Genomic DNA, 21,292 nt, shown 5'->3' with positions numbered 1-21,292 from the left:
GCCATTTCCATCCGCAAGTGCGGCACGATCGGATAGGGAGCGGCCAGGACATGGGCCCGGCAGAGGCACGGGGAGGCCGATGAGAACGATGGCCCCTTAAGAGCGGCGACCGGCGGCCTGGCGGGCACACCGAAGGGCGGGAGCCTGCATCGGACGACTGGAACGGCAAGCGCGAGGGCAGGTCCAAGTCTGGAACATGACCCCGGGGGTACCGGCAGGCGCCATGGACCCGATGGATACGCCGCGGTCGTCAGAATATGTTCAGAGTTATCCTGACGTTCTTCTCCGCCGACAGCTTGGCGAGGAGCTTCTTGATGTCGGCCGAATCCCCCGCCAGCACGATCTGCTCCACGCAACGATGGTCTATGTGAGTGTGCATCGACGAGTGCACGATGTCCGAGTACTCATGGATGATCTCGTGGACATTGAGCTTCTTCCTTTCCGCGTAGATGATGGACACGACGCAGCTTATGTCGCCCTCGGCCCCGTTTATGGGGTTGGCCCCGGTCACGAAGCGGTGAAGGGCGTCCCGGACCGCGTCGGAGCGGGACGAGAACCCCGCTTCTCGGGCGACCTCTTCGAACGCTTTCAGTTCCTTGGCCGACAATGAAACGCTTATGACTACCATGTGTTAAACTTCCCCCCTTTCCAGATAGGCAACTATCTAAAAAGATTTTCGCCCCGAAGGTCCGATTTGGTAGATTGGAGCGGCCGTTCCGGCCATATTCCGCTCTAGGAGCGGCATTTCAGGACCAGAGCGCCGCTGGCTTGCAGCATGGTCGCCACGTTCCGCCGAAGGAGCGCGATCATCGAGAATGGGGCCTTACTCGATGGCCTTGGCCATCTTCCCGCCCAGGGCGCGGGCCTCGTTCAGAGCGCTGGGGTGGTCGGCGATGGACCCCGCCTCCTCGAAGCCAGGGTAGGTCAGGGAGCCGAACGGCTTCGCGTCGATGGTGAGATACCAGGTCCTCACGGTGCGCTCGGCGCAGTCGAACTCGGTGTTCAGCCTGGCGGCGGTGCTGAGGAACGCTCCGAGCTTCTCCTTTCCGCAACGGTTTAAGAGATATTTACGGGCCCAGAAGGCCTGCCCCCGGTCGATGAACGCCTTGGCCTGCGAGCTCGGCCCGTCGAAGTATATCGGGGATGCCAGGATGATCGCGTCGGCCCGCTCCAGGACAGGGTATAGCAGCCTCATGTCATCCTCCAGCGGACAGCTGCCGTCCGCCTCGCACTTCCCGCAGGACAGGCACCCGCTGTAGCGAAGCTCGGACAGCACCACCTTGCGGACCTCCGCTCCGGCCTCCCGGGCGCCGTCCAGAGCGGCGTCCAGGAGCATCTCGGTGTTCCCGCCCCTGCGGGGGCTGCCTGATATGCCTAGTACGAACGCCATCTTCCTGCCGCCTCAGCTAGGTGCTATCGCTCCGCTCCCTAAAAGAGCATGCCCCCGGGAGCGCGTTCTCCAGGATGGCGACCTTCGGGCCGGCTCGGCGCGGCCTCATCCCCGCTTCAGCTTCGGCAGCAGGACGTTGAACACCGCGCCCTTGGAGTGATCGCGGGGGATGCGGTCCTCCACCCATACCTTTCCGCCGTAGCGGTCGCACAGGGTTCCGACGACCGACAGCCCGAGGCCGTGCCCGTCGGCGGCCTGCACGGTATCCATCTGATCGATCCGATTGAACAAGGAAGCTTTTCTCTCGTTCGGTATCCCCTTCCCCCCGTCGGCGATCCTGACCCTCCAGTACTCCTGGCCTCCGGAAGAGTCCTCGGTGACCACGATCTCCACGGGGCGGCTCCCGCCGTACTTGCAGGCGTTCGACAGAAGATTGTAGAACAGGTCCTTGAGGAAGACGTCGGCCATCACCTCGGCCTTCGGCACCAGGCAGTGGAAGGTGACGTTGATGTGCTCGTACACCGCGTTGGAGAATATGTCCTCTTTGGCCTGGATGATGGCGGGGACCATGTCCACCGGCCCCAGGGGCATCTCCTCCCCCTTGGAGCGCAGCGTGGACAGCTCCCGGACGTTGGATATCAGCTCGGAGATGTTGCCGGACTGGACCAGCGCGGAGTGCACGTACCTCCGCTGCCGGTCCTCCAGCTGGGGGTCCTTCAGGAGCATTTCCAGGAAGCCGTGGATGGGGACGTTGAAGTTCGCCACGTCGTGCGTGAGCAGGACGTTGTACATCTGCAGGTTGGAGGCATAGCTCTTGACCTTCTCGAATAGCGAGGCGTTGTGGATGGCCATGGCGGCCTGCAGAGAGACCGTTTCGATGAGCTCGTACTGCTTCCGGGTGAACGGGGTCCCCGGGTCCTTTTCCAGGGTCATCACGCCGAGCAGCTTGTCGGAGAACGTCAGGGGCACGCTGATCACGGAGACCGCCGCGCCGGGCGCCCCGGAAGGCCTTCGGTACGAGGGGTCCAGGTCGGTCCGCTCCACCAGCCGGCCCTTCCCGGTCACGGCCACCTGCCCGCTGAGACCGGCGCCCAGGTCCATCTCCAGGGACGTATCCACCGACGCGCTGTTGATGGTGGATATGAGCCTCAGCTTGGAGCGCACCGGGTCAAGCTCGAAGATGAAGCAGTCCTCCGCGTCCACCAGGGCCATAGCGTGGTGCATGATGGTGTGGAGCACCTGGTGCAGGTCCAGCGACGACAGCAACGCCCTGGACGTCTCGTTAAGGCTGCGCAGCTCGTTGTTGCGGAGGCGAAGCTCGCGGCACAGCATGGCGTTGCGGAGGGATACGGCCACCTGATTGCAGAACACCTGCAGCAGGGGGTATTGGAGGTTGAGATCGACCATCTCGTTCCTGGAGCCGAAGAACGCGCACCCGAAGGGCTTGCCGGACCATCTGACGGCAAGGCAGGCCACCGATCGGACGCCGGCGACTTGCGCAATGCCCTGGTCCCGCGAGGCGTCCAGGACCATGCTCTTCCCCCGCGCCACCTCCAGATATAGCGGGGAGCCGTCGGCGATCTCGGACTCCATGAGCTCCTTGGCGTCCTTCTCATCGATGCCGTGGCACATCGTGATGGGCTTTTCGTCCGGCGACGTCAGAAGGAAGACGACAAAGTCTAGGCCCAGCGAGTTGACCAGCCTGACGGCCTCGGTCTCGATCGTCTCCTCCAGGTCGTCCCCGACAATGTCCGCCGACGCCCGGGCCAGGATCCTTATGGGCGTCTCCATGAGATCGTCGGGCGAGAGGTCCGCGACGCGCGCCTTCTTGAACAGCACTACCACGCTCTCGGTAACCCCCTGCGGGTCGAAGGCGGGGATCAGGGAGCAGACGGCATCCATTGGCCCCCTGGGCGTGGAGAAGACGAGGGGGACCTGCAGCGGCTTGCCGGAGAGGCAGTCGCTGAGCGCCTGGAAAACGGCGGGGTCGGCGCCCCGGTCATTGGGCACGGTCAGGCTGGCCAGGGTCATGCCGACGCAGTCCTGGGCCGCCCGGCCAAGGAGCGCTTCCGCCTGCGGGTTGATGCGAATGGCCCTGCCCGAGGTATCTAATATGATAAGAGGGACCGACAGGGCCCCGAGAAGGTGAGTAAGAATGAGCGATGGGGCGGCCTTGTCTGGTTCATTCGCTGTGGAGCCGCCACTGTGAGGCTGGCCTAGCATCGGGCCGTGCCACGAGCTGGAAGCTATTTAATCATAGAGATACGGTTATCACTATCCTGTTCACTTAATAACATGAGGTTCTAAGAACCGAACGCTCGGCGGCGGTCAGGCAACGAACAGTTCATATTTGCGCGCGGCCGTTCAAGCATCGCATGGTTCCCGAACGCAACTACGGCGTGATGGTTACCCTCGACGATCACCATCTCCTGCGCGGCCTGGACGTCAACTTCTTCGAGGTGCTGGTCAGAGAGGGCGATCCCCCGGACCGCCTGGACGAGTTCCTGTCAAGAGTGGAGAAGGCCACCATCGTGCATGCGCCGGAGATGATGCGCCTCGGCGGGAAACCCGAGCTCATCGACCTGACCGATCCCGACCCGCAGAGAAGAGGAGAGTTCGCCGCCCGGATCGGGGAGGTGGCGTCGGTGGCGGCAAGGCACGGCGTGGCGACGGTGGTCCATCCGGGGGGTGTTCGGGAGCGTCCCGAACGCACCGAGGACATGCCGAGACACCTCGTCGACGCGCTGATCTCGATCGATGGCAGGCTGTGGATCGAGAACATGCCCCGGAGGTACCATGCCGGGAGCGATCTGCTATATTGCAACCTCCTGCTCCGCCCGGAGGAGTTCAAGAGCATCCTCCCTCACGTCGACGGCGTCACCCTGGACATCTGCCACGCCTATCTGTCGGTGGACAAGGGAGGCAACTCCGCCATCGGCGCGTTCTTCGAGCAGCTGAGGGACAGCATTCGCCACATCCACATGTCAGATGCTTCCTACCCGCACAATGAGGGATTGCAGCTGGGCAAAGGGAACATCGACTTCACCATGCTTCCGCGGCCGAGGGACCTCCCAATACTCCTGGAAGTGTGGGGCGGCCACCTTAACGGCGGCGAAGGCTACCGCATCGCATTGGATAAGGTCAGGCAAGGGGGCATCTTCAAAGGATGCGTTCCCTGAGACCACTGATTTCCATTCCAGGAATGAACGCCACATAGACTTTCAAGATAAACGAATCTACATATATCCGGCCACGAATAGGGAGGGGCAATGGACGAGGGCGACTTCACCAAAGCCCGCTCGATACTTTTTCCAAGGAACGTATTGGCCGGGCATGGAGTACTGGAACAAATTCCGGAGGTTTGCAGGGACTTCGGTCTGTCAGGCACCGCCCTCATCGTCACCGGGTCCAAGACCAAGGATGTAGCGGCCGACATCGTCACCAGCAGGCTCACCGAGTCGGGGTTCGAGGTCCAGACCATCATGGCCGGGGACGCTACCGAAGAGAACCTCAAAAAGGTCGAGTGCACCGCTCGGGAGATCGGCGCCACCTTCCTGCTCGGCGTGGGCGGGGGCTCCAAGATCGACCTCGCCAAGATGGCCGCCAAGGACCTCGGCCTGGAGTTCATTTCCGTCCCCACTTCAGCGTCGCACGACGGCATCGCCTCCGGGCGCGCCTCCATTAAGGGAGAGGGAGGGCCCCTTTCGCTTGACGCCAGAGTACCGGTGGGCGTCGTCGCTGACACCAGCATCATCGTCCAGGCCCCCTACCGCCTGCTGGCGGCCGGCTGCGCGGACGTCATATCCAACATCACCGCGGTGAAGGACTGGGAGTACGCCAAGCGCCTGCGGGGGGAGGAGTTCTCCCGCTCCGCGTATTCTCTGGCGCTGTACACCGCCGAAACGATCATCGACAACGCCGACCTCATCAAGCCGAACCTCGAGGAGAGCGTGTGGGTGGCCATCCGCCCCATCATCATCTCGGGGGTCTCGATGTCCGTGGCAGGCTCGTCCCGCCCCACCAGCGGCTCGGAGCATATGTTCTCCCACGCCCTGGACATGATAGCTCCGGGCAAGGCGCTCCATGGCGAGCAGTGCGGGGTCGGCGCCATAATGATGATGTATCTGCATGGCGGGGACTGGACCCGATTAAGGGAAGCGCTTGCCAAGATCGGGGCGCCCACCTCGGCCAAGGAGCTGGGCGTCACCAAGGAGCAGGTCATCGAAGCCCTTGTGACGGCGCACAAGGTCCGCAGCAGGTTCACGATACTCGGCCACGTCGGCCTTACCCATGAGGCCGCCGAAAGACTGGCCACCATCACCAAGGTCATCTGAGCAAGGGAGGGAAGTAAATGGTAGTCATCACGCTCATAGGAGAGCACCTAGCCAAAGCGGGGGAGGAGTTCGTGTACCGCGGCCCCCTGACCGAATGCAGGGACTGCAAGCTCAAGGGGGTATGCTTCAATCTTGACGCGGGCGGAATGTACCGCATCAAGAACGTGCGCGAGGTGAAGCACGAATGCCGCATCCATGAGGAGGGGGTCCGCGTGGTCGAGGTGGAGAAGGTCCCGGTCAAGTGCGCGCTGCTGCAGAAGTACGCCATGGAGGGGTCCACCATCACCTTCGAGACGGTGAAGTGCCATACCCTCGGCTGCCCCAACTACCGCACCTGCCACCCGGTGGGGCTGGAGAGGAACATGAAGTTCAGGGTCGCTCGCATCGACGAGGAGATCAAGTGCCCGGAAGGCATCCGGCTGGTCGAGGTCGCTCTGGAATAATGAACGGCCCAATGGTCTTCGGTCAGCAGAGGGACCAGTGGTTCCACGCGGAAACGGTGGGGTTCGTAGCCATAGCGGCCATCTTTATCGGCCTTGGCCTGTCCTCCGGCTGGCCCGCCAACCTGGTCATGTACATCATCGGGATCGGTGTCGCTGTTGTCACCGTCATCGTCCTGCTGCCCAACTACATCTACGGCCGCTACGAGCTGGGAGAAGAGGCGGTCCATGTCCGGTCCTACATGAACGATGCCAGCATCCCGTACGAGAACATCATATCCGCCGGCCCGGTCAGATGGACAGAGACCTTTGTCAAGACCGCCGCCACATCGCTCAAGTTCGTGGAGATCCACTATCGGGAGGGGCGACATAAAAGACGCATCTCCTTCACGCCGGCCGAACGTGACAGGTTCGTGGAGGAGCTGAACTCGCGAATCGCCCAACGGAGCGTGTCTCCTCGATTGCCAATGGCAATCTAAGTAACGTCCTCGCCACATCATGAGGCTGGCACATTGGTTTTCGAAATACGGCTTTGGACTACGCGTATGTATTCTAGATTGAGAATGTCCGTCTGATTAAAATATCACCTACAAAATGAGATATATCCGTCATTGTTAAATATCATAAACTAAATGAGATATACAGATGATAAGAGAGCCTGCCCACCATGATCCCAAGACCATGTACGGCGATAAGGTAGAAAGGATTTACAGAGTCCTGTTAAGCAAAAAGACACCAAATCCTACTTGGTACCGTGTGGCAAAGGAAGCTGGGACCAGCTATGGCTGGGCATACAAGAATCTAGCAGAGCTCGAAGAAGCGGGTTTGATCGAGAGATACCGCGTAATTGATCCAAAAGGCATGTTCTCTAGATGGGCCGATCGAAATGACCTCAGGGTCTTTAGAGAATACCATATCCAGAACCCGGACGATGTGCTGGAGCAAACATCGTTATATTTCGCATACACGGGATACTATGCTGAGAACCTGGTCGGGCACTATCTATTCCCCCGATACAGGGAGATCTATATCCGGCAGGAGGATGCGGCCGCTTGGCATTCGCACCTATCGGCCAATGGCTATGTTGGGAGGGGGAATGTACAGATCATCCTGGCCGATCCGCATGTGTTCTTTGAGCAGAGCATGGTCGAGAACAAGCCAGTGGTCTCGATACAGCAGCTCATCGTTGACCTGTACAGGAATGGGGCAGAATGTGCGGAGGCGGCGGACCTACTCGTGGAAAGAGAATATAAGGAAGTATGATCATGACAAAACAGATTTACGACCGTCAAGAGACAGATACCGCTCTTATGGCCTTAAGGCATCTAGCTATAGGTTTGCCTGAACCGTTTGCTCTGATCGGTGGATGGGCAACATACCTTACTGTAAATGAGTCGTACTCCCACGAGCATGGTTCGCCATACCTAGGTTCTAGAGACATCGACTTGGGATTCCATATCGACCCCAGCTGGGGCGAGGCGGCATTGATGGACAGCAACTTTTCCAGAGCTTTGATCGTGCTGAGGGAAAATGGATATGCTCCTCATGGGTCCTTCCGATATTGCAAGATGATGAAGAGAGAAACGGGTAATGTCCTGACGGAAGAGCAAGCAAAAAGAGAACCCAGTCATGAGATCATCAATCTGTTCGTCGACATGATGGTAGACAATATCCATTCAATGCACAAACAGATTTTCAAGGTCGACCCGCTCGATGAGCCGTTGATATCCAGAATCTTTGATGAGAATTGTGGGGTCATGCTCGACATGAATGATTTTCAGGTGATGATCCCACCTCCACACATCCTTCTCGAGATGAAGCTGAAATCGATCGTCGGCCGTCAAGCAGGAGATAAACTGCTGAAGGACGCTTGTGTTATTTACGCGATCATGTGGCACTCGCCAGCAAAGATAGGTAATCTCGCTCAAAGGGTCCGCATGGAGTATCCAGATAGGTGCATGAGTGTGTGGGATACCATCACGGGTGAGGTCGCAGTAGAGGCTTCGGTCATTTAGGAGCGGACTTCGAGCAATATATTGGAGTGGTCAAGCAGTTGACCCAAGGCAAACCGTGAGCCGCGAGCTGACGAGGACTCAAGAGGGCTATTGGCGGCGCCACAACGTGTATAAACCAGGGGCCAACGTAGAATGCAAATGAATGCCGGTTTCTGAATCCCTTAAGCATGCTCTGAATAGGATAAGGAGAGCGAGGCCGTCGAGGACATTGATCATCGTTCTCGTGGCCGTGGTAGTGGCCGCCTCCGGCGGCGTGATGACCATGCACGCGTGGTTCAACGAGCGGGAGAGCACCCCCGCCGCGGACCAGGGCCCGGAGCCGTACATAGAGCCGGACCCCGAGGCCGACGGGCTCGGCTATGTCCTCCTGACCTTCGATGACGGGGCCAAGAGCGTTTACCAGTACGGCTATCCGATCATGTCCCCTGCCGGCATCAACGGCACCGTGTTCGCCGTGACCGATTCCATCGGCGGCTACTTCGAGGGCCGCCAGATGATGAACGCCGCCGAGCTTCGGGACCTCCAGGCCAACGGGTGGGAGATCGGCAGCCATTCCAAGAGCCACGCCGACTTCCTGTCACTGTCCCCGGAACAGGCCATGTCCGAGCTCGCCGCGTCCAAGGCCGCGCTGCAGGCCAACGGGATCGACGCGACCTCGTTCGCCTATCCCTGGGGAAGGTACGACCAGGCCGATGTGGCGGCGGCCGCGGAGGTCTATGACCAGCAGCGGGGCGGATACGGCCCCCTGGACCGGAGGGGGCTCAACCTCCAGGACTACTCCCCCGGCATACCCATTGTGGGCTCGGTGACCCCGCAGTCCCTGGAGCACGCCAAGCAGCTGATAGACCATGCCGTCGCCACCGACTCGGTGGTCATCTTCCTGCTCCATGATGTTTCTCCGGCCGGGTACCTGGGCACCTCGGTAGTGGATACCAGGCTCCAGGACCTTGTCGAATACATAGTCGCCAGGCAGAGATCGGACGGCCTCCAGGCCATAACGCTGGACCATCTCCCCACCGTGACGAAAGAGCGCTACGTGTGGGACGGGGGAGGGGGCGACGAGCTCGCCTCGACCAAGGAGAACTGGTACAAGGTGAACGGGACGGGGGACATCGTCAACGACGCTCCCCTGGCAACAGGGGCCCATTACATCTGGGACGCCACCAGCTCCAAGAACTGCACCTGGGACCTGGACGCAGGGAACCTGACGGCGCGATCGTTCACCATAGCCCCCGGGTACGCCGGCAAGGTCTCCCAGGGCCCCGTGGACATCGCGCTGGGACGCGGAGGGTTCTACCAGGGAGGGGGGACGTTCACGGGGCACCAGAACAGGACGGTCCACAGCTCCGGGAGCGTGACCGTGGTCGGCGGGACCTATGCGGAAGGGACCATTACCTGGGACATGACCGGGAAGGGCTGCTTCCAGTACATCTCCGAAGAGGCCCGGAGGCAGCTGCCGTCCGGCACGTCGTGATCGCCCCTCCCCGGCGGAGGCCAGGGGCGGAACGGACCCCGGTTACCGGAAGCTTTCCCCGGTGATCCTCTCGAACATCTCGATGTACAGGTCGCTGACCTTCTTGATCTGGTCGGCGGGGAGGGCGGGAATGTCCGGCTCGGCCCCCTTGGCCTTCCGGGCCGCGGTGAGGGCATTGTAATACCCAGAGCCGCGGTAGTACTGCCTGACCGCCTCCTTGGAAAGCTCCACGCACTCCCCGTTGGCATAGGGGTCCTCGTCCCACCAGCGGTCCTCATCGGCGGTGCCGAAGGTGTCCACGACCATAAGGCGGCGGTGGTCGTCGAAGGCGAACTCCTTCTTGCCGTCCACGTGGATGAGCATGCGCTCCTCGACCTCCGAGGCGATGAGGTCGTCGATCTTGGCCACCATCTCGATCAGGCGGTTCATCTCCTCCTCGGTGAGGCCGGAGATCTTCAGCGCCTCCTCGCGCGTCAGCAGGCGGTCCACCTTCTCCAGCTTGGTGGTGGTCTCGTAGAACGGCTGGGGAAGCTTCTCGCCGTACTTCACGTCGTGGTTGGGGGAGAACCCCAGTTCCTCCGGCTTGATCTCGCGCGACCGGATGCGGTCGAACAGCGAGCCGGCCACATAGTGCCGGGAGATTATCTCCAGGGGGATGAGGTAGTTGGTGGTGGAACAGTTGATCTTGTCGTAGTCCTCGATGACCTCGACCCTCTTCACCCTCATGCGGTTCGGAGGGACCAGCTCGGTGAAGTGGGTGCGGATGCCGGCCTTGCGGCACACTTGGAACCAGAACGCCGCGCTCCGGCAGAGGGTCTCTCCCTTGAACGGGACCTGGGACGGGATCTTCTTGTCGAACACCGAGATGTTGTCCGTGAACAGGAACTCCAGTGTCCCCTCGTCGACCTCGTACACCTGCTTGACCTTGCCGGTTCTGAGCAATTTCATCTGGGTCTCACTCTCTGCTCCAAAGTAACAAGTAGGGTGGGTATATCACTTTTGGTCGCCATTGGCCGCCCCGAGATTCCCATATCTGGAAAATAATAGATTTTACGGACCGATAGAAATGTTCATAAGCCCAACCCATCAATAGTTTCATTTCAATGAACCTCGAGGTCGAGGAGATACGCTCCATGTCCAGATTGGCAGGACAGGAGGAACAGTGGAGCGATGTTTTGGCCACCAGCCAGGAGGACCGGCTCTTCCTGAAGCTGCCGTGGCTCAAAGCCTGGTGGGACGTGTATGGGGAGGACCGCGGAATGCTCGTGCTCAAGGTGCTGGAGGACGGCCGGGCAGTGGGCTACGCCCCCCTGATGGTGACCTCCCGCGGCAAGGTGGTCCGCTGGAAGAAATTGCAGTTCATCGGCTCCGGGCCGTCGGACCGCTGCGGCATCATCGCCAAGGATGGGCGGGAGGACGTGCACCGGGCGATCTGGGACTACATCCAGACCAAGGCGGACTGGGACGTCATCGAGCTCCGGGACATGATGACGGGAGGACCGACCGACGGAGCGGTGCGGTCGGCGTTCCCGTACGCGGAGATCGCGCACCAGCCGTCCCCCTACATCCCCCTGCAGTGCGACTACGGCACCTACGTCGGGAATCTCTCCAAGAACATGCGGGGCAATCTCTCGCGGTACTGGAGGAAGCTGCAGGAGGAGGGCGCCACCTTCCAGGCCTGGCGCACTAAGGACGATGTGCAGCGCGGGGTCAAGGTGCTCAAGGAGCTGAGCGACCAGCGGTGGGACTTCTCCAACGTGCTCAAGGGCCCGGGGATGATGTCCTTCGTGGACCGCGCCTCCCGTGAGCTGGCCAAGGAGGGCTCGGTGGTCTTCCACGCCCTGACCATCAAGGAGGAGCCGGTCGCCATAACCATGGGGTTCGAGGACGACGGGCGGTACATGTACTACCTCTCCGGCTTCGGCCCCCAGCAGGCCAAGAACTCCCCCGGGTCGATACTGCTGTCCAAGATCATCGAGGACTGCTGCACCAGGGGCAAGAGGGAGGTGGACCTCCTCAGGGGCGACGAGGCGTACAAGTACCGCTTCAACGCCCGGGACCGGGAGCAGGCCCACATGCGCACGGTGAACCGCGGACTGCTGCGCAGTGCCGGCTACGCGCTGAGAGAGGCGCCCCTCAGCTAATGGAACATCTTGATCAGGTCGCCAGAAGGGATGAACATGAACGCCTCGGCGTACCCTTCCAGACCACTGGTGGCCGCCCGGTACCCGTTCAGACCCTGGACCACCCTGACGTAGTCGATGTCCTTGACCTGGGTGTGGTGCTGGCGCACCGCCGCCACCTTTCGCTCCATGACCCCGTTCACCGGGACCAGGAGGTTCGGTATCAGGGTCCCCCATACCTCGAACATGATGACATCGCCGTGCCAGCCGTTGGAGGCGGAGCCGAACGACTCGAACACCCGCAAGTGCTGGTTGTGGTTCTCGAAGGGCGACGGCATGAACACAGCGTCCGGCTTGAAGGTGCTCAGCTCCTCGTTGATCACCTCTGCGGTCCGCTTGGGCGAAGGAAAGCTCATGTCCAGGAGCCGGTGGTTGGTGACGGTGAGGTGGGAAAGGGCCGCCTCGATCTCCTCCATGCGGCGCTCCCGGGTGAAATCGCCGTCCTGGATGGACAGGTAGAGCACCCTGACCTCGGCGCCGGAGTCGATGAGCTTGATGATGGTGCCGCCGCACCCGATGGCGTCATCGTCCGGGTGCGGGCTGACCACCAGGAACCTCCTTCCCGGCGGCAGGTCCATCACCTTGGGGCTCCAGGCGGTGCCCTCCAGACGGGACGGTACCATGAACCGGTTCCGCATTTTTTCCATTATAAGTCTGAGCTCCAGCGACGCGTTCTGAACTCCCACTGCTCCCACAAGGAACTAATAGGCAAGGCGTACCCTTATTAACTTTACACAAGCGCCTAGAGGCGGGTACGTCCAATGAAAGTAGCATTGCTTTCACTATACAAGTTCGAGGAGGTGCGGGGGGGCACCGAGATGTTCGACGAGCACCTGAAGACGGTGTTCCCGGACCTGACCCTGATCACATACTCCGACGCCCGGAGGACCGGTCTGGACCTCGGCCTGGACCACCTGAACCTGGAGGAGCCGCGCAAGGGGCTGGCCATCGGCAGGAGGTTCCGGGAGATCATGAAGAGGGAGGACTTCGACCTGGTGATATCCAACTCCATCGCGGGATGGTGGCTGTCGGTGCTGACGCCGGGCATCCCCATGGTCAACATATTCCACTTCACCCTCATAGGGCTGGCGGAGCAGACCCTGAGGTCCACGCCCGGCTACATCCCGTCCCGGTACTTCTCGCCCTTCTTCGAGATGGTGGCCGCGCACGGGAAGAGGTGCGTGGCGGTGAGCCACAAGACCAGAAGAGAGCTGATGGACCACTACGGGGTCCGGTCCTCGGTCATCGAGCACGGCGTTCCCATGGACCGCTTCCGGCCGATGAGGCAGGATGAGGCACGAGAGGCCTTGGGCATAAAGTGGGACGGGCCCCTGGGCATATTCGTGGGCCGGCCGGACAATACCAAAGGGTTCGATGTGGTCAAGAAGGTCGCGGCGATGCGCCCCGACGTCCGCTTCCTGTGCGTGACCTCGGCGGATATGAACGGCAACTGCATCGCCCGTAAGAACGTGCCCAACGAGAACATGCCGGTGCACTACGCCGCAGCGGACTTCCTGCTGTTCCCCTCCCGGTACGAATCGGTGGGGTACACCGCCCTGGAGGCCATGGCCTGCGACAAGCCTGTGATCGTCTCCCGCACCGGGGTGTTCGAGGACCTCGACGAGGAGGCGGTGGGCAGGATCGTGCCCACCTTCGACGCCAAGGACTACAGCGACGCCATCGACGAGGTGCTGGACGGCCCCGCCGTCCACCCCCGGGAGGTCATAGCCAAGAGGTTCTCCATGGACCGCTTCGCCAATGACTACCGGAGGATGGCCGCGGACATCGTGGCGGAGGGGGAGGGCCCCCGCCCCCGGCAGGAGGATTGGGCCCCCTACGAGACCTGATGCGCAATATTGGCTGCTCTCCGCCCCCGGTAAAGGCCTGCCGGAGTAGGGCCAGCATGCCCCCGTAGCGACGTCCGTGAAGATAATCAGCGGTGATACCACAACGGCAACGGTTTTAAACGTGCAATTGGAAGGGGGCCGCGAAGGCGAGGATAACTCTCTTGGAGGAAACCTCGCCTTTGGAACGGGGCAAAGCGCCCCGTTGCCCGCTCGACGGCGAAAGCCGAAGAGCGGGGTTCCGACCCGGGATGGGCGCCCCCGAAGGGGCGGAGCCGGGTCGGCTATCTAAAGCGCGAAGGGATGGGATGCGCTCTTGAAAGGAAGAACAGCGAAGCAGCCGAACGCAGGACGGGGGGAGGACAGCTCCTCGCCGTCCGAGGCCCGCCATAAAGCACGCAGGGCCCTGAGGAAGACGCTGGCCCGTCTATCGAGGCCGGCCTCGCTCCTTCTGGTCCCCCTGCTGCTGATAGGTACCTTGGTACCGCTGGCACTGCTCACAGACCAGCCGGTCCCCCAGCAGGGGACCATAATCGGGGGGGTGGACAACTCCACGTTCCCTGTTTCCAACAACTCCCCCACCGGCCCCACGGCCCCCGACCAGAATGGGGACGGCGATCCCTCGGACCCCTCCGGCGGCACCGATACCGGCGATAACGGCGATACGGAAGAGGAGGTGGACCCGGCCACCGATTTCGAGCTGGGCGTTCTCTCGGACACCATCGCGCTCGAGACATCGGGCGGCTCGTACATCATCACGACGGACGAATACTCCATCACCGCCACCAATGACAACGGCTATGTCGACTATGTGATAAAGCCGTACTTCAGCGACGACGTGATCCGCTACCGGAGGGTGAACCCCCAGACGGCCAGCGAGGGAACGGTCGACCAGAACGGCAACGACATGAACTGGGTGTCCATGAGCATCACCGACCACGGCCAGGACGGCAACACCATATGGTTCCTGGAATGGTGCCCCCAGTTCAGCATCAAGCAGAGCTTCACGATCTACCGCGACTACTTCGAACTCGACGCCACCTACACCCCGGGGACGTCCAACGTGATCGCCACCTACTTCGTGGGCCTGTACTCCTCGAGCGGCAGCATGTACAACATGTTCGCCGACGGCCAGCCCCACCGGTACATACCGGGGGTCCCGGAGAGCACGCCGGCCTCCAACGGCATCGGAGGGTGGTTCCCCGCCTACCAGATGTTCGCCCCGGCCTTCGACATGAGGGTGCCGGGCGGTACCATGGGAGTGGAGTGGGGCTTCGACGAGACCGAGGCGTACCTGTACTCGCCAATATGGATGAAGGACTATGGCGGCGGAGGCGCCTCCGTGTTCGCCCTCAAGTTCACCTCCACCGGGTCGGTGGTCCCGGACCCCGGCCTGGGGACGGAGCAGACCTGGTCGATGTTCGTGCGGCCGTACAAGTACGTTGACGGCGAGCCGCGCGGCCACGATGCCGGCTACGCCCAGTGGGTCTCGGAAAGCATCGCCGAGCAGTACGGCAACTCCCACTCCGGGCAGTTCCCCCTGATGTTCAACGACTTCGGGACCTGGACCAGCGAGCTGAGGAACTGGATCGAGAGCTCGGAGATCCTGGTGGCGACCCAGTCCACCAACCCGGACCAGGTGAACTGGCACTACAAGTCCGCCCAGCGGATGTCGACGTCCAGCGAGACCATGCCCACGGCGTGGCGCCTGTACGACTCCGCCGGCCACGCCTATTCCCTCTCCGACGGGACCGCGGTGGCCAGCGCCGCCAGCTCCGCGTACCGGAACTACCTCATCAACCAGGACGCCTACAATGACTGGTGGTGGTCCTCCCGCGGGGTGTTCTGGGACGAGATGAACTCATGGTACGGGGAGAACAACAGGCTGCGGAGCGACTACAGCGACAAGGGCGATTTCATCTACGACGGGTACATCGACCTGGTGCTGGAGTCCCTGGCCTCGGGCCACTGGGACTTCGTGATCACCAATTCCTTCACCCCGCAGATACAGCTGGCCATGGTCAGCGACGCGGCCGTGATCGAGGGCTGGGAGGCGGTGGACACTTACAACATGAGCCTCAGGGACACCGCGATATCCACGATGCTGTTCGTGAACAACATCCCCGAGGAGTACCGCCCCCACATCGTGGTGTACCAGAACTACGACGCCGACCGGGACCAGGGCGCGGTGTACTCCGTGCTGTTCGGGGCGGCCCGCTACGGGTTCTCGGTGGACCTGCTGTCGTACTCCAGCTACTCCAAGCAGATGCACAACCTGATCATGGCCCACGACATGTTCGTGGCCATGGGGGCGTCGATGAACCGGGACCCCACCATACCGGTGGCCACCCTGGACATGGGCTCGGAGGGAACGACCGTCACCACCGACCGCCAGATGGTGGTGCTGACCGGCTCCGGATCGCCGACCATATCCTTCACCGAGGAGTTCGGCGAGTACAAGCTGACCAACCTGCACGGGAGCGCCATCAGCTTCGAGCTGGTGCTCCCCGGGCCGGGGTACTACGAGGCGGGGCCGGGGATCACCCAGACCGGCGACCTGATCTACCGGGCCGACGGCACCGTGGTCTTCCGCGGCACCATCGGCGCGGAGGCTACGGGCACCATCGTGAAGCGGGGGGACCTCGCCGCCTATCAGTATGACGGCGGCGAAGCCTCGGCGGAACTGGTGTCCCGCTCCGCCGACAGCGTGCTGATGCGGGCCACCTCCACCGGCGGAGAGACCCGCATCTGGGTCGGCGGCCTCGACGCGGACCGCGACTACGACGTCATCGTCGACGGCGAGGTCGTGGCCACGCTGCGCTCCGACGACCTGGGGTGGGTAACCTTCCAGCGGAGCTACGGGACCTCATGGGCGGAAGTACAAGTGAGGGCGGCTACTTCCTGAGCCCTCTCCGCCGGTACCTGAAATGCTGGTCCGGCCCCACCAAGCGGTGGCTGGCGGCCCCGCCGGGCGCTCGCGGGCTGACGTGCCCGCTGTCGGTCCACCCCTTGATCAGGCCGAAGACCTCCGAGACCCCGCCCACCAGCACGAAGAACTTGGGCATGGCGACGCTCCCGCCGGACGCTTCATGCCCCCCGGTGGTCTCCTTCTCCAGGATACCGCGCGGGACCCTCTTTTGGAGGAAGCCGGTCATGCGGTTCCCGGCGTACTTGGTGAAAGGGACCTTGTCCCCGAAATGCTTCCTCACGAGGTACGAATTGTTCCTTCCCCACAGGTACCGGAGCTTGATGTACCAGCGGATGCGGTCCTGGCGGTAGGAACCTTCGCACCATTCGTGCCACACCACCGCGCCCTCGGAGTAACCGATGCGGTAGCCGCGGAACAGCATTCCCAGGCAGGCGTCGGTCTCATCCTGATGGAACCGGAAGTATGGGTCGAAGCCTCCCATCTCCTGCAGCGGGACCCTCCGGAACGACATGTTGCAGCCCACCATAACGGGGTACAGGCCGTCAATGCTCTCCCGCCTGGACTCGTCGAACCACAGGCCTTCGGGCGACACGGCGTTCCGACCCATGGCCGGGGAGCCGTCCGAGAAGCATACCGGACCGCCCACCCCGCCGACCAATGGATCGGTGTAGCCGGAGATGACGTTGGCGAGCCATCCCGGCTGGGCTATGGCGTCGTCGTCGATGAAGCAGACGATATCGCCGGTAGCTTCCGCCAGCCCCATGTTGCGCGCGGAGGAGATGCCGTCCAGCTTCTTCTGGTGGACCAGCTTGAGGTCGCCCTTGGAAGCAAGGAGCTCCAGCATGTCCCTGGTGCCGTCAGTGGACGGCCCGTCCACCACGATGATCTCATCGGGGCGGGGGTCCTGGGCCTCCAGGGAGCGCAGGCATTTGGTCAGCCACTGGATCCGGTTATAGGTGCACACCACCACGCTCGTGGAGGGTGCGCTCACGAGGGTGCCCCCTTGCGCAGGTCCAGCATGATGTGCCAGCTCCGGGGGCCGTAGTCCTTGACGAAGTCCTTCTCTTCCAGCGAGCGTATGAACCCAGATATCCTGCCGCCTCCCATGTTGTCCGTGAACATCAGGACATAGCCGCACAGAGGGTACACCAGCAAGCCGCCGTTGTGCCGCCTCAGTACGGTGTACCCGGGCAGCAGGTCCATTACCTCCTGGAACCGGTAGTGCTTGTGGTCCAGCACCTCGTCGTCCTTGCCCAGCAGCACCTTCCGGCCCGCCGCGAATAGCCTGGACCTCTGAGCGTCCACGAAGCCGAAGGCCCCCCGGTGCGGGACCGACAATATCAGGCGGCCGCCCGGCTTGAGGACCCTGTCCACTTCCTTCAGGGAGCCGATGGGATCGGGAACGTGCTCCAGAACATCCAGCATGCTGACGGTGTCGAAGGTGGAGCCGGCGAAGGGCAGCCGATCGGCGCTTCCCAGGGAGAACTCGCTGCCCTGGCACTTCTTCCGCGCCTCGGTCATGGTCCTGCGGTCCACGTCCAGACCGACCGCGAGCTCGCAGCGTTCGCCCACCCAGTGGAGGACCTCCCCGTCGGAGCATCCGATGTCAAGGTATCTTTTCCCGCTTGGCAGCCAATCGGATACCAGCTTGGCCCTGCCTAGCGGGCCGACCCCAGGCTCGTTCACGAGCGTGTTTTATAGATTCTGCCATTATTTATAGCCCCCCTGCACTAACGATGGCTGAGGGGGCGCTTGCGGTCACCTCCCCCCGAGCAATATTTATATCCTCACCTTGCCCGGGGGCGGCTCACGCCCCTATGCCCAGCACCATGAACGCTATGATGAGCCAGGTGTCCTGCAGGGCGTGGACCGTTCCCACGTACACCACGCTCCGGGTGCGCCGGTACAGGTACCCCATGACCAGGCCCATCAGCAGCGTGTATATGGCGAACATGAGGGAGCCCCAGAACAGCATGAACGCGGCGTTCAGGACGGCCGCGGCCGCGATGGCGTAGCCGGGGCCGAGCGCGGGGACCATGGAACGCTGGACGAGGCCTCGGAAAAGCGCCTCCTCCAGAAAGCCCCACAGCGCCAGGAAGGGAATGAAGAAGAGGGACTGCTCCCCGCCGAGGTGGAAGCTCTCCCAGAACCGCAGCCCCAGGAACAGCGCCTCGGCGAAGGCCAGGCCGATGGGCAGGAGGAACACCACCGCCACCGAGGCGTCCCGGAGGCGGGGGGAGCCGAGGTCGGGCAGGGCGACGGCTTTCGGGAAGATCGTCACCGCCCCGGCGGTCACGGCGAACACCACCACCGCGTCCGCGTACACGTTGCCGGAGGAGGGCAGCAGGGCGGCCAGCAAGGCGAGGGAGCAGACCAAGGCCACTGACGCCGACGGTGCCGCCACCGCCTCGCTGCGGTACGCGGAGGACACCGCCACCGCGGCGAACATGGTGATGAGCAGGAGCGCCAATCCCGGGACCACCGCCCCGCTCTCCCCGGTGGACACGAACACGTAGATGAACGAGAAGCCGGCGAGGGACAGGATCATCACCGGGACCAGGGGGAAAATGGATGGCCTCCCTGAGGCCATGGGGGTCCGGACCGTGGTGGCCAAGCGATCACCAGCTTACTGCCGACAACATCTCCCGGGCCGCCAGTATCAGCGCCAGGGCCAGGAAGCAGAACACCATGGGGGCGGCGTACCCTCGCCCCCTCCCCCGCGCGGCGGCCGTGCCGACGAGCAGCAGGCCGACCACGCAGGCGATGGACAGCATCAGCGCGGGGAACGGCAGTTCCAGCCCCAGGGGCGGGACTATCATCAATCCCCTCCTCCGCTGGGGCCGCTCACGGCCAGGGGCATCCATAGGGTCTTGACCTCGTTCCCGTCGTCAAGAACGAAGTAGATCGGCCCGGTCCCGGCCGAGAACGTGATGGGGTAGGACCACTGGTTCCCCGCGCCCAGGGTGAAGGTTATGGTGCGGGGGCCGAGCGCCCCCGCCATGGTGGGGGGGGCCTGGAAGTTGTTCCCGTCCCCGTTCACCGGCGAGCCCGCGCTGATGGTCACGCTCATCTCCCGGGCATCGGAGTAATGGGATGTCACGGTGATCCGCACGGTGATGAACTGGCCCGGCGAGGCCTGCTGGGGCAGCTGCTGCAGGTTGCCGTCGGCCCCGCTGATGGAGAACTCCGAGAAGTTCTCGGAATCGCCCGGGTCGTTGGCATATCCGTTGACGGCCACGGCGCCGGCCAGGACCAGCCCCGCCACCACCACGGCGCTGATCCCCATCTCCCCCCGGGAGGCGCCGCGCCTGACGGAGGCGCCGGTCCTCGGCCTAGTGAACACGGCGAACTGGTCGCCGGGAGGCAGGCCGCTGCGGCGGTACACCGCGTACGCGGAAATGATGCCGGTCAGCGCCACCACCGACAGCGCGACCATTATGAGAGTGAGGCTCGACACCACCCTTGCCAGGAAGGTACCCACGATGGCCATGACCACCGCGCTCATCCCGAAGGACAGGGCTATCCGCTCCAGAAGGGTGATGTTGAAGGTCCTCTCCTCCCTCCGGGTCACGAAGCTCTGGGCCAGGATCTCGCGGTTCCCCGGGAACAGCGCCGAGATTATGGCATAGCCGGGGGCGAAGAACACGGCAAGGAACCCGAGGGTCCAGGTGAGGGGATTGTCAGGGCTGGAGAGCGAGAACATGACCGCCCCGGCCGCCAGGAGGCAGACCGCGACCAGGTCGTAAGGCCTGCCGGGACCGACCAGCATCTTCCCCCCTCTTTCTCCCACACGCTTCCCCCCGAGGTTCGAGTTCTCACTTTGGAGCAGGGCGTTCATGTACTTGTCGGTAGTTCTGCGCACGTCCAGTCTCCATGAGCGCGCCCAGGTGCGCCATCAGGCGGGGGGCCTCCACTTCCCACGAGTACGATGACATTATCAGCTCCCGGCCGTTCCGCCCGATCTCCTCGCCCCGCCCGGGGTCCCGGAGCACCGCGGTCACCTCCTCGGCGAACTGGCCGCGATCGCGGCCCACCAGGCAGTTGATCCCGTGCTTCAGCTCCGGTATGCCTTCCAGGGCCAGGGGGCTCACCACGGTGGGCCTTCCGGCCGACATCATGTCGATCACCTTGGTGAGTATGCCCACCCCCCGCCACATCGGGGCGACGCACACGTCGGCGGCCGATATCCATACATAAAGGTCGGGCACGAAACCCAGCATCTTGACCCCCTCAGGGGGCTCCTTAGCCAGCTCCCCGGTGCCGGCGATGTACAGCGTGGACCCGGGCACCTTCCTCCGCACCTCCGGCAGCATCTCGTCCACCAGGTACTCGGCGGCGTCCAGGTTCGGCAGGTATTTCAGCGTCCCGAAGAACAGGACCACCTTCTCGCCCTCCGGTATGCCGAGCCTCTCCCTGGCTTGCTCCCGGGACACGCACCTCTCCCTCACGGCCCCCATGTCCGCGCAGGTGGGGAGGGCCATCAGCTTGCGCGGATCGAACCCCAGCGAGGCGTACGACCGCACCTCCTTGTCCGATACCACCAGGACCGTGGCGGCCATCCTGGCCACCATGCGCTCCATCATCAGGTTCCCCAGCACCCAGTAGCGGGACTTGCCCATGACGCGGGAGAAGTCGACGATGTTGCCGTGGTTGTCCCACACCATGGGGACGTCCAGGAGCCGG

At 62.8% G+C, this 21,292-nt stretch carries 21 protein-coding genes; 10 read left to right on the top strand and 11 right to left on the bottom strand.

Translation table 11 applies throughout. The features are described from left to right. Positions 1-250: 250 nt before the first annotated feature. From WYS_RS02605 to WYS_RS02595, 3 genes are all read right to left on the bottom strand, one after another. The gene (locus tag WYS_RS02605) at positions 251-628 is read right to left on the bottom strand and encodes a CopG family ribbon-helix-helix protein (RefSeq protein ID WP_019176598.1); all 378 of its coding nucleotides are present in this window, start codon (positions 626-628) and stop codon (positions 251-253) included. Positions 629-823: 195 nt separating this feature from the next. Further along, positions 824-1,390 (bottom strand): flavodoxin family protein, encoded by a 567-nt coding sequence (locus tag WYS_RS14075; RefSeq protein WP_019176597.1) that lies wholly within the window; start codon positions 1,388-1,390, stop codon positions 824-826. 105 nt (positions 1,391-1,495) lie between these two features. Beyond that, positions 1,496-3,613 carry a GAF domain-containing protein gene (locus WYS_RS02595; protein ID WP_019176596.1) on the bottom strand — a complete coding sequence of 706 codons (2,118 nt, stop codon included), beginning with the start codon at positions 3,611-3,613 and terminating at the stop codon, positions 1,496-1,498. A 152-nt stretch (positions 3,614-3,765) separates the two neighbouring features. Here WYS_RS02595 and WYS_RS02590 point away from each other — a divergent pair, with 152 nt between their 5' ends. From WYS_RS02590 to WYS_RS02560, 7 genes are all read left to right on the top strand, one after another. After that, positions 3,766-4,569 (top strand): TIM barrel protein, encoded by an 804-nt coding sequence (locus tag WYS_RS02590; RefSeq protein WP_019176595.1) that lies wholly within the window; start codon positions 3,766-3,768, stop codon positions 4,567-4,569. A 90-nt stretch (positions 4,570-4,659) separates the two neighbouring features. Continuing rightward, positions 4,660-5,724, top strand: coding sequence for an NAD(P)-dependent glycerol-1-phosphate dehydrogenase (locus tag WYS_RS02585; protein WP_019176594.1), 1,065 nt, complete (start codon positions 4,660-4,662; stop codon positions 5,722-5,724). A gap of 17 nt (positions 5,725-5,741) precedes the next feature. Beyond that, on the top strand, positions 5,742-6,167 hold the full coding sequence (locus WYS_RS02580; RefSeq protein WP_019176593.1) for a UPF0179 family protein: 426 nt from the start codon (positions 5,742-5,744) through the stop codon (positions 6,165-6,167). Between the two features lie 11 nt (positions 6,168-6,178). Beyond that, complete coding sequence (locus tag WYS_RS02575) at positions 6,179-6,643, top strand: PH domain-containing protein (protein WP_019176592.1); 465 nt, start codon at positions 6,179-6,181, stop codon at positions 6,641-6,643. A gap of 166 nt (positions 6,644-6,809) precedes the next feature. Then, positions 6,810-7,427, top strand: coding sequence for a hypothetical protein (locus tag WYS_RS02570; protein WP_019176591.1), 618 nt, complete (start codon positions 6,810-6,812; stop codon positions 7,425-7,427). 2 nt (positions 7,428-7,429) lie between these two features. Continuing rightward, positions 7,430-8,179: a hypothetical protein gene (locus tag WYS_RS02565; protein ID WP_147654490.1), complete on the top strand. Its 750-nt coding sequence runs from the start codon at positions 7,430-7,432 to the stop codon at positions 8,177-8,179. 208 nt (positions 8,180-8,387) lie between these two features. Next, positions 8,388-9,653, top strand: coding sequence for a polysaccharide deacetylase family protein (locus WYS_RS02560; RefSeq protein WP_019176589.1), 1,266 nt, complete (start codon positions 8,388-8,390; stop codon positions 9,651-9,653). Between the two features lie 42 nt (positions 9,654-9,695). Here WYS_RS02560 and WYS_RS02555 read toward each other — a convergent pair whose 3' ends face one another. Beyond that, positions 9,696-10,601: a phosphoribosylaminoimidazolesuccinocarboxamide synthase gene (locus WYS_RS02555; RefSeq protein ID WP_019176588.1), complete on the bottom strand. Its 906-nt coding sequence runs from the start codon at positions 10,599-10,601 to the stop codon at positions 9,696-9,698. A gap of 155 nt (positions 10,602-10,756) precedes the next feature. Between WYS_RS02555 and WYS_RS02550 the strand changes: the two genes are divergently transcribed. Then, entirely contained in the window at positions 10,757-11,797 is a 1,041-nt protein-coding gene (locus WYS_RS02550; protein WP_019176587.1) for a GNAT family N-acetyltransferase, read from the top strand. Here the strand turns inward: WYS_RS02550 and WYS_RS02545 are convergent. Continuing rightward, positions 11,794-12,459 carry a PIG-L deacetylase family protein gene (locus WYS_RS02545; RefSeq protein ID WP_162137684.1) on the bottom strand — a complete coding sequence of 222 codons (666 nt, stop codon included), beginning with the start codon at positions 12,457-12,459 and terminating at the stop codon, positions 11,794-11,796. The two genes, WYS_RS02550 and WYS_RS02545, sit on opposite strands and share 4 nt — an antisense overlap. A 138-nt stretch (positions 12,460-12,597) precedes the next feature. On the opposite strand from WYS_RS02545, the gene WYS_RS02540 reads away from it, so the two are divergent. Together WYS_RS02540 and WYS_RS02535 are read left to right on the top strand one after the other, a co-directional pair. Then, positions 12,598-13,683, top strand: coding sequence for a glycosyltransferase family 4 protein (locus WYS_RS02540; protein ID WP_019176585.1), 1,086 nt, complete (start codon positions 12,598-12,600; stop codon positions 13,681-13,683). A gap of 313 nt (positions 13,684-13,996) precedes the next feature. Next, positions 13,997-16,585: a hypothetical protein gene (locus tag WYS_RS02535; RefSeq protein WP_019176584.1), complete on the top strand. Its 2,589-nt coding sequence runs from the start codon at positions 13,997-13,999 to the stop codon at positions 16,583-16,585. On the opposite strand, the gene WYS_RS02530 is transcribed toward WYS_RS02535, so the two are convergent. The 6 genes from WYS_RS02530 to WYS_RS02505 all read right to left on the bottom strand — a co-directional run. Then, positions 16,575-17,600: a glycosyltransferase family 2 protein gene (locus WYS_RS02530; RefSeq protein ID WP_019176583.1), complete on the bottom strand. Its 1,026-nt coding sequence runs from the start codon at positions 17,598-17,600 to the stop codon at positions 16,575-16,577. The genes WYS_RS02535 and WYS_RS02530 overlap by 11 nt on opposite strands. Then, on the bottom strand, positions 17,597-18,295 hold the full coding sequence (locus tag WYS_RS14070; protein ID WP_019176582.1) for a class I SAM-dependent methyltransferase: 699 nt from the start codon (positions 18,293-18,295) through the stop codon (positions 17,597-17,599). Before WYS_RS14070 ends, WYS_RS02530 begins: the two co-directional genes overlap by 4 nt. A 121-nt stretch (positions 18,296-18,416) precedes the next feature. Beyond that, positions 18,417-19,223 carry a CPBP family intramembrane glutamic endopeptidase gene (locus WYS_RS02520; RefSeq protein ID WP_019176581.1) on the bottom strand — a complete coding sequence of 269 codons (807 nt, stop codon included), beginning with the start codon at positions 19,221-19,223 and terminating at the stop codon, positions 18,417-18,419. A 4-nt stretch (positions 19,224-19,227) separates the two neighbouring features. Next, a complete protein-coding gene (locus tag WYS_RS02515) occupies positions 19,228-19,428 on the bottom strand; it encodes a hypothetical protein (protein ID WP_019176580.1) in 201 nt (66 codons plus the stop codon). Continuing rightward, a complete protein-coding gene (locus WYS_RS02510; RefSeq protein WP_147654487.1) occupies positions 19,428-20,471 on the bottom strand; it encodes a DUF1616 domain-containing protein in 1,044 nt (347 codons plus the stop codon). The genes WYS_RS02515 and WYS_RS02510 overlap by 1 nt, the downstream gene beginning before the upstream one ends. Continuing rightward, positions 20,425-21,292, bottom strand: an 868-nt coding sequence (locus tag WYS_RS02505; RefSeq protein WP_019176578.1) for a glycosyltransferase family 4 protein, incomplete at its 5' end; no start/stop codon positions are given. The genes WYS_RS02505 and WYS_RS02510, both read right to left, overlap by 47 nt.

Origin of the sequence: Methanomassiliicoccus luminyensis B10 (genome assembly GCF_000308215.1) — an archaeon.
GTDB lineage: Archaea > Thermoplasmatota > Thermoplasmata > Methanomassiliicoccales > Methanomassiliicoccaceae > Methanomassiliicoccus > Methanomassiliicoccus luminyensis.
This window is presented reverse-complemented; position numbering and strand designations above follow the sequence as displayed.

What these genes read in the sequence shown, in the direction of transcription:
- WYS_RS02605 (WP_019176598.1), bottom strand. Translation starts at nt 628, where the DNA reads ATGGTAGTCATAAGCGTTTCATTGTCGGCCAAGGAACTGAAAGCGTTC.
- WYS_RS14075 (WP_019176597.1), bottom strand. Translation starts at nt 1,390, where the DNA reads ATGGCGTTCGTACTAGGCATATCAGGCAGCCCCCGCAGGGGCGGGAAC.
- WYS_RS02595 (WP_019176596.1), bottom strand. Translation starts at nt 3,613, where the DNA reads ATGCTAGGCCAGCCTCACAGTGGCGGCTCCACAGCGAATGAACCAGAC.
- WYS_RS02590 (WP_019176595.1), top strand. Translation starts at nt 3,766, where the DNA reads ATGGTTCCCGAACGCAACTACGGCGTGATGGTTACCCTCGACGATCAC.
- WYS_RS02585 (WP_019176594.1), top strand. Translation starts at nt 4,660, where the DNA reads ATGGACGAGGGCGACTTCACCAAAGCCCGCTCGATACTTTTTCCAAGG.
- WYS_RS02580 (WP_019176593.1), top strand. Translation starts at nt 5,742, where the DNA reads ATGGTAGTCATCACGCTCATAGGAGAGCACCTAGCCAAAGCGGGGGAG.
- WYS_RS02575 (WP_019176592.1), top strand. Translation starts at nt 6,179, where the DNA reads ATGGTCTTCGGTCAGCAGAGGGACCAGTGGTTCCACGCGGAAACGGTG.
- WYS_RS02570 (WP_019176591.1), top strand. Translation starts at nt 6,810, where the DNA reads ATGATAAGAGAGCCTGCCCACCATGATCCCAAGACCATGTACGGCGAT.
- WYS_RS02565 (WP_147654490.1), top strand. Translation starts at nt 7,430, where the DNA reads ATGACAAAACAGATTTACGACCGTCAAGAGACAGATACCGCTCTTATG.
- WYS_RS02555 (WP_019176588.1), bottom strand. Translation starts at nt 10,601, where the DNA reads ATGAAATTGCTCAGAACCGGCAAGGTCAAGCAGGTGTACGAGGTCGAC.
- WYS_RS02550 (WP_019176587.1), top strand. Translation starts at nt 10,757, where the DNA reads ATGAACCTCGAGGTCGAGGAGATACGCTCCATGTCCAGATTGGCAGGA.
- WYS_RS02545 (WP_162137684.1), bottom strand. Translation starts at nt 12,459, where the DNA reads ATGGTACCGTCCCGTCTGGAGGGCACCGCCTGGAGCCCCAAGGTGATG.
- WYS_RS02540 (WP_019176585.1), top strand. Translation starts at nt 12,598, where the DNA reads ATGAAAGTAGCATTGCTTTCACTATACAAGTTCGAGGAGGTGCGGGGG.
- WYS_RS02515 (WP_019176580.1), bottom strand. Translation starts at nt 19,428, where the DNA reads ATGATAGTCCCGCCCCTGGGGCTGGAACTGCCGTTCCCCGCGCTGATG.